This is a genomic window from Dyadobacter sp. AC419 (assembly GCF_979253085.1).
On record NZ_CEEDCD010000018.1, the window covers coordinates 59,201 to 71,580 of the forward strand.

A 12,380-nucleotide genomic window follows, 5' to 3' on the forward strand; every position below is an offset into this window, starting at 1 on the left:
TTCATGAAAAATTTCACCTTTCTACTAATTCCCCTTTTCCTACTAACAATTTGTCACACTGTTTCCCAAGCCCAGATCGCGGCGGCTCCTGCTTTTTTGAACCAAAGTCAGGTTCGTGAGTCGAGGCAGTGGGTTGATTCGGTTTTTGCGACGCTTACGCCTGACGAACGCATTGCGCAGCTGATTATGGTTGCGGCTGTTTCCGATGTAAAAAGGGCGGTTATTGACCCAAAAACGAGCAATCCGGCGGTTGTTGAAAAATTGATCCGGGAAAATAAAGTGGGTGGGATTGTGTTTTTTCAGGGCGGACCCGTTCCCCAGGCCCAACTGACCAATTATTATCAATCGATTTCAAAAGTGCCTTTGCTGATTGCCATGGATGCAGAATTTGGACTGGCCATGCGGATCGACAGCACCGTGCGCTATCCTTACCAAATGACATTAGGCGCGATCCAGGGCAGTAATGACCTGATTTACGAAATGGGCGCGCAACTTGCCAAACAAGCGCGGAGACTTGGCATGCACATTAATTTTGCCCCGGTTGCCGACGTTAATAATAATCCAGATAATCCCGTTATCAGCTTCCGCTCATTTGGGGAAAATAAATACAAAGTGGCCGACAAAGCCGTGGCTTACATGAAAGGAATGCAGGATAACGGCTTGCTAACCAGCGCAAAACACTTTCCCGGACACGGTGACACGGGCGTGGATTCGCATTATGACCTTCCGTTAATCTCGCACAACACAACCCGGATCGATTCCCTGGAACTTTATCCTTTCAAAGCATTGATCGCCAACGGAATAAGCGGCATGATGATCGCACATTTGAGCATTCCTGCTTTGGATAAAACACCAAATCTGCCTTCCACATTATCCAAACCAATTGTCTCGGATTTGCTCAGGAAACAGCTCGGATTTGACGGTCTGATTTATTCTGACGCGATGAACATGAAAGGCGTCACCAAATATTTCCCGAATGGAAAAGCGGACGCAATGGGCTTAGAGGCAGGAATGGACTTGCTCGAATTCACAGAAGACGTTTCCAAATCCATTGCCGAGATCAAAAAGAGCATTGCGGAAGGAAAAATCACGCAGGCAGAAATTGATGCACGCTGCAAAAAAGTGCTGCAAGCCAAAGCATGGGCTGGTCTGAATCATTATAAGCCGGTCGATCTGAACAATCTCTACAAAGATCTGAACCCAAAATCTGCGGAGCTGACAAACCGCCTTTTGACCGAAAAAGCATTAACGGTTTTGAAAAATGACAACAATCTGCTGCCATTAAGGGAGCTGGACACATTGAAAATCGCGTCTGTTTCCCTTGGTGCCGACACCATCACCACATTCCAGAAAACACTCGGCTTGTACACAACGGTAGAACATTTTTACATTCCAGCCAAAGCGACCGAAACGCAGATTGCGGACCTGCGGGAGAAGTTGAAAGCATACAATCTGTTATTGGTCGGCGTTCACTTGGGAAGCATTTCGCCGCGCACCAATTATGGCTTTACTGAGCAAATGAATGCTGTTTTGCAGGAGTTAATCGCTTCTAACAAAGCAGTTGTTTCTGTTTTTGGAAATCCTTATGCTTTAAACAAAATGCAGAAGCCGGAAAATGCGAAAGCATTGCTAATGGCTTATCAATTAACACCTTACACACAGGATCTTTCGGCACAGCTGATTTTTGGCGCCATTCCTGCTCAGGGGAAGCTGCCGGTCACTGTTAATGCGCAATTCCCATATAATGCAGGCATAGAAACGCCAGCAATCGGGCGGTTAAAATACACGATTCCGGAAGAATTGGGACTTGATTCAGAGATCATTACATTTAAGATTGATTCAATTGCTAATGTTGCGCTTACACAAAAAGCAACTCCTGGCTGCGTGGTTCAGCTTGCGAAAGACGGCAAAGTCTTTTTCCGGAAAGCTTATGGAAAACACACTTACGAGGGAAATGCAAATGTGAAACTGACGGACCTTTACGATCTGGCTTCCGTAACCAAAATCACAGCCTCAACACTGGCACTAATGAGCCTCTGGGATCAGAAAAAGTTTGATCTGGACGCAACAATGAAAGATTATCTGCCCGATTTCAAGAATTCAAACAAGGCCGATTTGCAATGGCGCCGCGTTTTGACACACAGCGCCCGTTTAAAAGCATTTATCGTGCTTTGGAAAGAAGCGCAGAATGCGGACGGATCGTGGAAAAAGAAGACTTTCAGCACAAAACAGTCGAAAAGATATCCGACTTCCGTTGTGGGCGACAGCCTTTTTATCTTCAAAAATTACGACAAGAAGATTTTCGAAGCCATCCGCGATTCACCGTTAAATGAAAAAGAAGGTTATGTATACAGCGATCTTTCGTTCATTCTTTATCCGCAGATCGTGAAAACGCTTTCCGGTGAAAATTTCGAGGATTATCTGAAAAACCATTATTACCATAAGCTCGGGGCAAACACATTGACATTCAATCCAAAACGTTTTTACAAACTGAATGAAATCGTTGAAACCGAGCGTGACACGTTTTTCCGGATGACGCAGTTGCACGGACAGGTTCACGATGAAGCCGCTGCTATGCTGGGCGGTTTGAGCGGACACGCCGGTTTGTTTGGTGATGCAAATGATGTGATGAAAGTTTGGCAAATGTATCTGCAACAGGGTTATTATGGCGGTCAGCAACTTTTGAGCAAAGATGCATTGATTGAATTCACGCGTTATCAATATCCGGAAATGGGCAGCCGCCGGGGCGTTGGTTTTGACAAACCCACTTTCAAATATTCGGGAAATGCTCCAAAATATGCGAGTCCATCGAGTTTTGGACACACAGGTTACACGGGCATTATGACCTGGGCTGACCCGGCTTGGAAGCTGAATTATGTGTTTTTGTCCAACCGTGTTTATCCGACCAGGGAAAATAATAAGATTTCCCAGCTCAATATCCGCACGGCGATCATGGACGTTGTTTATCAGGAATTGTTGAAAAAGTAAGCCCGGTTGCAACGGCCGGACTGTGAGAACTTGCTACATTTGTAAGATCCACTCCTGATTAATATGGCACAACATTATCGTTTCGACAAAGAAAAAGCATCGCGCCGGCCCGGCATTACGCCGCTGAAAGATGCAATTGATCAAATGTTGGAAAAATATCGCTTGCGCAATCGCTTTGATCAATCTTACGTCGTAGCGCATTGGGATAAGATTATGGGTTCGGCGATCGCAACCCGCACGAAAACGGTTTATATCAAAGACAGGACATTATTTCTGCAAATAGAATCCGCCCCACTACGCAACGAACTCTTCCGCGCCAAAGGCAAAATCATCGAGCTAATTAACCGCGAAATGGGTTCAGATCTGCTGGAAGAAGTGGTTTTTATTTAGGTAGAAACTCAGCTATCTTTAATTTCGTTTAAAAAAATAAAGACATGACAACACTATTGATTAAGACAGAAGATGAAGCGATTTTGACAGCTGTTAAAAACCTGTTGAAAGACTTCCAGGTTGCATTCGAGGAACGGGAAGAAAGTCCCTATGATCCTGAATTTGTAAAAAAAATTAAGCAAGGCCGGCAGGATATTCATGAAGGCAAAGGTGTCAAGATTGACCTTGACGATATATGGAAGTAACGTATTCCCCACGGGCGAGTGCTGAATTACTGCATTGGAAGAAGACCAACAACACTATAATCTTAAAGAAAATACGCGCACTTATTGAATCATTATCCGAAACACCCTTTGCGGGAATTGGAAAACCAGAAGCGCTAAAACATGACCTTTCTGGATGTTGGTCCAGACGAATAGATAAAGAACATCGCCTTGTTTATGAAGTATTCGATGATATGATACTTGTATTATCTCTAAAAGGTCACTACTAATTCAAGTATCAAAGTGATTATTGCGAATGAACAAAATCAACCTTCCTCCTTTCCTTAAACCCGGAGATAAAATTGGCGTTACGGCGCCGGCAAGTGTTTTGAATTATGAGGACGTCCTGCCGGGGATTGATATTTTCAAGAATGAATGGGGGCTTGAAGTGGTGGAAGGGAAAACACTCAAAACCGTTTACAATCAGTTTTCTGCAACGGATGACGAACGTTTGGCTGACATGCAAGCCATGCTGGACGACCCTTCGATCAAAGCCATCATTGCAGCGCGCGGCGGTTATGGCTGTTCGCGGATCGTCGATAATCTCAATTTTGATCAGTTCCTGAAAAACCCCAAGTGGATCATTGGTTTCAGCGACCTTACTGTATTCCTGTCACAAATTTACGACCTTGGTTACGCCAGTTTGCACGCGCCTATGGCAAAGTCGATCACGACGGACGGCGCTGAAATTGCAAAGGAATCACTACGGCGAATGTTGCTTGGCGAAATGCCAGTATACAACATTCCAGGTCATACATTGAACCGGATTGGAGATGCGGCTGGTGCGTTAGTCGGCGGAAATCTTTGCATTTTTGCGCATTTGATCGGTTCCAAAACGGAAGTCGATACGGAAGGCAAAATCCTTTTCATTGAAGACATTAACGAATATTTATACAATCTCGATCGCATGATGATCCAGATGAAGCGGGCTGGAAAACTGGACAAACTGGCCGGCCTTATCGTGGGGCAATTCACTGATATGAAGGATAACAGCAACCCAACATTCGGAAAAAGCGCCTACGAGATCATTCAGGAGCACGTTGCAGCATTTGATTATCCCGTTTGTTTCAATTTCCCTGTGGGCCATGTGGGCGATAACCGTGCAATGGGCGTAGGAATGCAGGCGATTCTAGACGTGAATGAGGAAGCAGTTTCGTTTCGGTTCGCGGAGTCAAACATTATTTAGCCTGTTATGGAGACATTGAAAGATAAAGTGGTCTGGATAACGGGAGCATCATCTGGCATCGGCGAGGCGATTGCTATGGCATTTGCAAAAGAAGGCGCCAAACTCGTGCTGACGGCAAGACGCGAAGATGAATTGCAGCGCGTGAAGCTCGCAACGGGCTTACCCGACTCATCGGTGTTGGTGCTGCCCATGGATGTTACGCAGTTTGAAAAGGCGCGCGGTGCGGCTGAACAGGTTATTCGGCATTTCGGCCGGGTGGACATTATGGTGCACAATGCAGGCGTAAGCCAGCGGTCGTATGTGAATGATACGGATCTGGATGTTTACCAGCGATTGATGAATGTCAACTTTTTCAGCACCGTCGCTATCACAAAGGCGGTTCTGCCTTACATGATGCAGCAAAAAAGCGGACATTTTATCGTAATCAGCAGCGTTGCGGGCAAGATCGGGACGATCATGCGATCCGGTTACAATGCAGCAAAACACGCATTACAAGGATTTTATGACGCGCTCCGTGCGGAAGGCTATAAAGACAACATCAAGGTAACCACCATTTGTCCGGGATATATCAGAACCAATATTTCACTTAATGCATTAGACGCTTCGGGAAGTAAATTTGGCAAAATGGATTCCAATCAAGCCAAAGGAATTCCCGTTGATGAATGTGCGCGACGAATCCTGGATGCGGTTAAAAATGATAAAAAAGAAATTTATATCGGCGGCTTTAAAGAAGTAGCTGCGATTTACTTGAAACGCTTTTTCCCGAACCTGCTTTTTGATCAGGTCCGGAAAAACATTCCTGAATAAGCTATTATTTACTTTTTACCTTTTTCGAATCTGTCGTTTTGGCCATTTGCAAATAATCTGTCGCCAGGCGGGACAGTGAACGCACGCCAAGCACAAGGCTGCTTTCATCTACATAAAAATCAGGCGTATGATGCGGCGCTGCATCTGCAACATTTTTGCCTTTTGGCATTCCGCCCAGGAAAAAGAAAAAGCCCGGCACTTTTTGCTGGAAATAAGAGAAATCTTCTGCACCCGTTTTGGCAGGAATCAACAGCACTTGTTCTTTGCCAGCCACATTTTCCAGTGTTCCGATCATCTTTTCGGTTAATGCAACATTGTTAAATGTCACCGGATACATGACCGTAATGTCGACTTTTGCAGTCGCTCCTGCACTTTCAGCAATGTTGGTCGCAATGTCATTCATCCGCTTGTGCACATACGTATGCATGGTTTCATCAAACGTGCGGATTGTTCCGATCATCTTCACAGATTCCGGAATAATATTCTGTCTGATGCCGCCATTGATCGCACCCACAGTTACTACGGCCGGTGCCTGCGTAAGATTTAAATTACGGCTCACGATGGTTTGCAAACCCATTACAATTTGCGAAGAAGTAACGATCGGATCCACACCCGACCAGGGATAAGCGCCGTGCGTTTGCTTTCCTTTCACGTCAATGGCGAAGAAATCGACCGCCGCCATGGTCGCTCCCGGCTTATATGCAATCTTTCCTGCTTCAATCTGGGAATCAATATGTAAGCCAAAAATCGCCTCGACGGCCGGATTGTCCAGCACACCTTCTTTTACCATCAACTTGGCACCGCCCTCTTCTCCGACCGGCGCACCTTCTTCGGCAGGCTGAAATATGAACTTGATGGTGCCCGGAATCTCATTTTTCATTCCCGCAAGCACTTCTGCAACGCCCATCAGTATAGCAATGTGCGTATCATGCCCGCAAGCATGCATAACACCCGTTTTTTGACCATTATAATCAACCACGACCTGTGATTTGAACGGCACATCCACACGTTCTGTAACCGGCAACCCGTCCATATCTGCCCTTAGCGCAACAACCGGACCCGGCTTCCCACCTTTCAATATAGCGACCACGCCCGTGTGCGCAATGCCGGTTTTCACTTCCATCCCCAACTGTTTGAGGTGGTTAGCAACTTTTTCGGCCGTTTTGAATTCCCGGTTTCCCAGCTCAGGATTCTGGTGAAAATCCCGGCGCCATTCAACCAGCTTCTTTTCGAGCGTCTGCGCTTTTTGATCAATGCCGGCTGACAAGTTTGATTGCGCTTTTACCTGAAGAAAACACAAACCCAATAACGCGGAGAGTAATGTCTTATGCATGATTGCTAAGGGAATAGAAGTGAAACATATTGAAATAGTGCAATATACGCAGGCCGCAAAACAACAACTGCAAGATGAAATTTAGAAAAAAATTTAATGCTCAAAAAAATTTTCGGCTCAAACGTATATACCTAGCGTCAAAGTGACCGATAATTTATTAAACTTAAAAGTAGTTCTCAGTAATGATACGAAAAAGTTAAAGAAACCGCTCAATTGTTAACAAATATATAATAGTAGCCCAATTTTGACAAAATTCAAACATTTAAAAAAATCGCAAAAAATGGCCTTTGCCAGCTATAAAATTCGCCAAAAACATGGCTGATACCAAACTATATTTTGAAATTTCGCAATTAAAACGTTGTAATGGTTAAACTAATAATTAATTTTGCAACATTATGTTAACATAACAAATCAAACTCTTTAATCACGTATGAGGAAGACTCTATTATCCCTACTGGGATGCTTGCTGCTATTGACAGCTCAGGTGTTCGCCCAGGATCGCGCCGTGACTGGTAAAGTCAGCGCTGAAGACGGCTTTAGTTTGCCGGGTGTGAACATTTCTTTGAAAGGTACTAATCGTGGTACAACCTCAGATGCGGATGGAGCTTATTCTATCACTGCGGAACCAGGATCTACGCTTGTGTTTAGCTTCATCGGTTTCCAGACTCAGGAAGCCACAGTGGGAAGCCAGTCCGTTATCAACATTGCTCTTAAGAATGATGTAAGCCAGTTACAAGAGGTTGTTGTGACGGCATTGGGCCAGGAAAGAAAAAGAAACGAACTTGTTTACGCTGCACAGCAGGTTAACGCCGAGCAGATCACGCAGGCGCGTAACCCAAGTGTAATGAATGCGCTTGCAGGTAAAGTTGCTGGTTTGGATATCAAAACCAACAACAACATGGGTGGATCGACCAGCGCGGTTATTCGTGGTTACAAGTCTATTACTGGTAACAACCAGGCGCTTTGGGTAATCGACGGTGTGCCTGTTTCCAATGCAAACACCAACACAGCTGATCAGCAATCTGGTCGTGCGGGAACTGACTACGGTAATGCTGCTGCGGATATCAACCCGGACAACATTGCTTCTGTTAACGTTTTGAAAGGTGCTGCTGCAACTGCATTGTACGGTTCACGTGCATCTAACGGTGTGATTTTGATCACTACAAAACAAGGTCGCAAAAACAGTTTTGACGTAACTGTCAACAGCGGTGTTACCTGGGGTAAAATCGACAAATCTACATTTGTTAAGTATCAGAATGAATATGGTGCTGGCTACGATGGCGACCGCGCAAAAACGCGTTTCTTATCGTGGTAACCTGGGTTCAGGAGAAGGCAACATTACATTATTTGATGCGGATGCTTCATTTGGACCAAAATTCGATCCGAATGTAATGGTTTATCAGTGGGATGCACTTGACCCAAGTTCTCCAAACTACCAAAAAATGACTCCATGGGTTGCTGCTAAAAACGGACCGGCTTCATTTTACGAAACAGGTGTTAACTCTAACCAAAGCGTTAGCATCACCGGTGGTGGCGAAAACACAACATTTAAAGTTGGTTACACAAGAAATGATGAGAAAGGCGTGCTTCCTAACAGTAAGTTGGGCAAAAACCTTTTCAACTTCTCAGCTTCATTTGACCTGACTAAAAAATTGACAGTTCAGGCTAACGCCAACTACTCACAAATCAAAGGTCTTGGCCGTTACGGAACAGGTTACGATGGTAAAAACCCTAACCAACAGTTCAGACAGTGGTTCCAGACCAACGTTGATTTGCAGGAACAAAAAGATGCATATTTCAGAAATGAGCAGAATGTAACATGGAACTGGGGAAGCCCAACAAGACCATTTGATACAAACGGCCCCATTTACTCTGAAAACCCTTATTACTCACGTTATCAGAATTACTCAAACGACACGTGTGACAACTTCTTCGGATATGCGCAGGCGATTTATAAACTTGCTCCATGGGTTGACATCACAGGTCGTTTTGCATACAACGGAACACAGGATTTCCAGGAAGAAAGAATCGCGTTCGGTAGCGCAGATCCAGCTGAATACAGCCGCTACAACCGTGGTTTCAACGAAACCAACCTTGATGTGATCGTGAATTTCCGCAAGGCAATTACAAAAGATCTGAACTTCTCAGGTTTGGCGGGTGGAAGCATGCGTAGATCAAGTTTGAACTCGATCAGAGCGAAGACAAACGGTGGAATGGTTGTGCCAGGACTTTACTCTTTGCTTAACTCGATCAACCCGATTGAAGCACCGTCTGAAACTTCTCAGCGCATTGGTGTAGATGGTATTTATGCACAAGCTTCATTTGGTTACAAAGATCTGATCAACTTGGATTTGACTGCAAGACAAGACAAATCTTCGACGCTTCCACAAGATAACAACACATACTTCTATCCAGCGATCGGAGCCAACTTCAACTTCTCAAACCTTCCGGGATTGAAAGCAAGCTGGTTGACAATGGGTAAAATCAGCGCTAACTACGCTGAGGTGGGTAATGATGCACCTTGGGGAAGTACATTGGACGTGTATGACAAGCCAACCGGTATCGGATCGATTCCTTACTTTACGCTTCGTAACACGAAAAACAACCCTAACCTGAAATCAGAGCGTACAAAAAGCTATGAGTTCGGTTTGGAAACTGCATTCCTGAATGACCGTGTAGGTTTTAACTTTACTTATTACCGCTCACAAACATTGGATCAGATCCTGCCTGTTTCTATTTCTGCCGCAACCGGATTTGCTTTCAAGTATATCAACTCAGGAGAAGTTCAGAACAAGGGTATCGAGATCTCTGCTTATGTAACGCCGATCAAAACGGGTGATTTCTCATGGACATTAAACGCAAACTTTGCGCGTAACAGAAATGAGGTTATCAGTCTTTACGAAGGTGTATTGAACGTTCCTGTTGCTTCATTGCAAGGTGGTGTTTCACTTAATGCTGCTGTTGGACAGCCATTTGGTATAATCAGAGGAACAAACTTTGTTTATCACCCGGACAATGGACAGAAAGTAGTTCGTTCGAACGGTATGTATCAGGCATCTGCAAGTTCTGCTGAGATCATTGGTAATCCAAACCCGGACTGGATCGGTGGTTTGAGCAACAATTTGAAGTACAAATCTGTGTCTTTGAGCTTCCTGCTTGACATTCGTCATGGTGGCGATGTTTGGTCACTGGATCAGTGGTATGGTGAAGGAACAGGTCTTTATCCGGTTACAGCTGGCTTGAACGAGCTTGGCAATCCTAAGAGAGACCCTGCTTACAACTACGATGCAGATGGCAAAAAATTGGGCTTGACTGACAAACCAGGTGGTGTATTGTTCCCAGGTGTTAAAGCGGACGGAACGCCAAACGATATCAGAGCAGAAAACTCTGACGGTAATGGTAACACTGCTTACGGATACCCAGCCAACCCACCTCGCGCGATGTACATTTACGACGCGAGCTACATTAAATTGAGAGAAGTTGCATTGACTTACTCGATCCCACAAGGTGTTGTTGAAAGACTTCGTGCTTTCAAAGGAATCGACGTATCGCTGATCGGACGTAACCTTTGGATTATCCATAAAAACATGGATTTCCAAGATCCAGAGGAAGGTTTGGGTTCAGGATTGTTGAATGGCGCCGGTGGTTACCAAAGCGGAGCTTACCCAGCAGTAAGAAGTTATGGTTTCAATGTTAAATTCCGTTTCTAATAACTAGTATGAAAAGATTAATCATTTTCTTTTCTCCCGATCCTGCTGATGACCGCGTGCGTCGACAGCCTGGACGACTATAACGTTGACCAAAAGCGCCCTTCTGAGGTGCCGCCGGTTACATTGTTCTCCAATGCATTGAAAGGGCTTGCTGATACACTGACCAGCCCTAACGTAAACGTAAATAACTATCGCTTGTACGTACAGCAGTGGGCTACAACCACTTATCTGGATGAGCCTCGTTACAACGTAACAGCGCGTACGGTTCCTCAGGCTTTCTGGCAGGGACTTTACAAAGGCGTTATCTCTGATTTGACAGAAGCACGCACATTGCTTAACGAAGATCAGTTTATCCTGCCTGCGAACAGAGACGTTCAAATTGCTCAGATCGAAGTGATTGAGGTTATGGCTTGGGCTGCACTTGTGAACACTTTTGGCAACATTCCTTATTCAGAAGCAATGAATCCGGATAATGTTCTTCCAAAGTATGATGATGCGAAAACAGTTTACGACGACCTTTTAGCGCGTCTGGATGTTGCAATTCCAAAATTCAAAACAACAGGAACAGGTTTCACAGACGGCGATTTGCTTTACGAAGGAGATCTTGCCGAATGGTATAAGTTTTCAAACTCTTTGAAACTGAAACTGGCGATGATCATTGCTGACAGTGATCCTGCAAAAGCAAAAACTTTGGTAGCACAAGCTGCTCCGAATGTTTTCACGTCAAACAATGACATTGCAGCATTCCCTTACATCAGCACGCCGCCTAACTACAACGTGATTGCGCAGAACCTGAACCCGGCCTATTCTAGCCGCCAGGATTTTGTTGCATCGGCTACGATTGTGAACCCGATGAAAGAGTTGAAAGACCCAAGACTTCCTGCTTTCTTCACGCCAAATGACGCTGGTGTATATGTAGGCGGTAACTACGGTTTCTCAAACACTTATTCTGCTTTCTCTCACGTAGGAGACAACATTATCGAGCCGGATTTGGAAGGTATCTTATTGGATTATTCCGAAGTTGAGTTCTTGCTTGCAGAAGCGGTTGAAAGAGGCTTCATTACAGGCTCTGCTGCTACACATTATAACAAAGGTGTTGCTGCTTCAATCGAATACTGGATGAGCAACATCGGTGCACCGGCTGCTTCTATTACAGCTGCAACCAACGCTTATCTTGCACAGCCAAAAGTTGCTTATGCAACAGCTTCTTCAAACTGGAAAGAAAAAATCGGTTTCCAGAAATGGCTTGCATTATACAACAGAGGATGGGAATCATGGGTTGAATGGAGAAGATTGGACTTCCCGAAACTTTTGCCTCCAACTGGCGGTAACGCACCTGCCGGACTTGCAATCCCTGTAAGAATGATCTACCCGATCAACGAACAAACGCTGAACGGTGCAAACCGCGAATCAGCAGCTGGCGCGATTGGTGGTGACCTGGTTACGACTAAATTGTGGTGGGATAAGTTTTAATCCGACTTACTGAATAATGAAGGGGACAGCAATGTCCCCTTTTTTATGCCCTGGAAGCTACAAAATGCGTTAATACATATTGTAAATTTCGAAGATTCACGGTTTAGTAAAATTTAATCTGCACAAACTACTTTCAGCCCAAATAAAAGTTTCGAAATACTAAGTTTTCGGATTGCAATTGTCAAAACAATAATTATTTTTACGCAAGCATTATTACTTAACAAACCTAA

Annotated in this window: 10 protein-coding genes; 9 read left to right on the forward strand and 1 reads right to left on the reverse strand. The window is 44.7% G+C overall.

The genetic code is table 11. The features are described 5' to 3' along the window. The first annotated feature begins 3 nt into the window (after positions 1 to 3). The 6 genes from AC0IYG_RS12635 (at position 4) to AC0IYG_RS12660 (ending at position 5,634) form a co-directional block, all read left to right on the forward strand. A complete protein-coding gene (locus AC0IYG_RS12635) occupies positions 4 to 2,988 on the forward strand; it encodes a glycoside hydrolase family 3 N-terminal domain-containing protein (protein WP_471711421.1) in 2,985 nt (994 codons plus the stop codon). Between the two features lie 63 nt (positions 2,989 to 3,051). Beyond that, a complete protein-coding gene (locus tag AC0IYG_RS12640; protein ID WP_471711422.1) occupies positions 3,052 to 3,378 on the forward strand; it encodes a DciA family protein in 327 nt (108 codons plus the stop codon). A 44-nt stretch (positions 3,379 to 3,422) separates the two neighbouring features. After that, on the forward strand, positions 3,423 to 3,623 hold the full coding sequence (locus AC0IYG_RS12645; protein WP_471711423.1) for a DUF2683 family protein: 201 nt from the start codon (positions 3,423 to 3,425) through the stop codon (positions 3,621 to 3,623). Next, positions 3,614 to 3,871, forward strand: a complete 258-nt coding sequence (locus AC0IYG_RS12650; protein WP_471711424.1) for a Txe/YoeB family addiction module toxin — start codon at positions 3,614 to 3,616, stop codon at positions 3,869 to 3,871. Before AC0IYG_RS12645 ends, AC0IYG_RS12650 begins: the two co-directional genes overlap by 10 nt. Positions 3,872 to 3,897: 26 nt before the next feature. Beyond that, on the forward strand, positions 3,898 to 4,827 hold the full coding sequence (locus AC0IYG_RS12655; protein ID WP_471711425.1) for a S66 peptidase family protein: 930 nt from the start codon (positions 3,898 to 3,900) through the stop codon (positions 4,825 to 4,827). Positions 4,828 to 4,833: 6 nt separating this feature from the next. Then, entirely contained in the window at positions 4,834 to 5,634 is an 801-nt protein-coding gene (locus tag AC0IYG_RS12660) for an SDR family oxidoreductase (protein ID WP_471711426.1), read from the forward strand. A gap of 4 nt (positions 5,635 to 5,638) precedes the next feature. Here the strand turns inward: AC0IYG_RS12660 and AC0IYG_RS12665 are convergent, their stop codons facing one another. Next, positions 5,639 to 6,967, reverse strand: coding sequence for an amidohydrolase (locus tag AC0IYG_RS12665; RefSeq protein ID WP_471711427.1), 1,329 nt, complete (start codon positions 6,965 to 6,967; stop codon positions 5,639 to 5,641). 430 nt (positions 6,968 to 7,397) lie between these two features. Here AC0IYG_RS12665 and AC0IYG_RS12670 point away from each other — a divergent pair, with 430 nt between their 5' ends. From AC0IYG_RS12670 to AC0IYG_RS12680, 3 genes are read left to right on the forward strand one after another with little or no spacing between them, the layout of a single operon-like run. After that, entirely contained in the window at positions 7,398 to 8,282 is an 885-nt protein-coding gene (locus AC0IYG_RS12670) for a TonB-dependent receptor plug domain-containing protein (protein WP_471711428.1), read from the forward strand. Beyond that, entirely contained in the window at positions 8,230 to 10,677 is a 2,448-nt protein-coding gene (locus AC0IYG_RS12675; RefSeq protein ID WP_471711429.1) for a TonB-dependent receptor domain-containing protein, read from the forward strand. Before AC0IYG_RS12670 ends, AC0IYG_RS12675 begins: the two co-directional genes overlap by 53 nt. A gap of 48 nt (positions 10,678 to 10,725) precedes the next feature. Continuing rightward, complete coding sequence (locus AC0IYG_RS12680) at positions 10,726 to 12,150, forward strand: SusD/RagB family nutrient-binding outer membrane lipoprotein (RefSeq protein ID WP_471711430.1); 1,425 nt, start codon at positions 10,726 to 10,728, stop codon at positions 12,148 to 12,150. Positions 12,151 to 12,380: the final 230 nt, after the last annotated feature.

What these genes read in the sequence shown, in the direction of transcription:
- AC0IYG_RS12635 (WP_471711421.1), top strand. Translation starts at nt 4, where the DNA reads ATGAAAAATTTCACCTTTCTACTAATTCCCCTTTTCCTACTAACAATT.
- AC0IYG_RS12640 (WP_471711422.1), top strand. Translation starts at nt 3,052, where the DNA reads ATGGCACAACATTATCGTTTCGACAAAGAAAAAGCATCGCGCCGGCCC.
- AC0IYG_RS12645 (WP_471711423.1), top strand. Translation starts at nt 3,423, where the DNA reads ATGACAACACTATTGATTAAGACAGAAGATGAAGCGATTTTGACAGCT.
- AC0IYG_RS12650 (WP_471711424.1), top strand. Translation starts at nt 3,614, where the DNA reads ATGGAAGTAACGTATTCCCCACGGGCGAGTGCTGAATTACTGCATTGG.
- AC0IYG_RS12655 (WP_471711425.1), top strand. Translation starts at nt 3,898, where the DNA reads ATGAACAAAATCAACCTTCCTCCTTTCCTTAAACCCGGAGATAAAATT.
- AC0IYG_RS12660 (WP_471711426.1), top strand. Translation starts at nt 4,834, where the DNA reads ATGGAGACATTGAAAGATAAAGTGGTCTGGATAACGGGAGCATCATCT.
- AC0IYG_RS12665 (WP_471711427.1), bottom strand. Translation starts at nt 6,967, where the DNA reads ATGCATAAGACATTACTCTCCGCGTTATTGGGTTTGTGTTTTCTTCAG.
- AC0IYG_RS12670 (WP_471711428.1), top strand. Translation starts at nt 7,398, where the DNA reads ATGAGGAAGACTCTATTATCCCTACTGGGATGCTTGCTGCTATTGACA.
- AC0IYG_RS12675 (WP_471711429.1), top strand. Translation starts at nt 8,230, where the DNA reads ATGGTGCTGGCTACGATGGCGACCGCGCAAAAACGCGTTTCTTATCGT.
- AC0IYG_RS12680 (WP_471711430.1), top strand. Translation starts at nt 10,726, where the DNA reads ATGACCGCGTGCGTCGACAGCCTGGACGACTATAACGTTGACCAAAAG.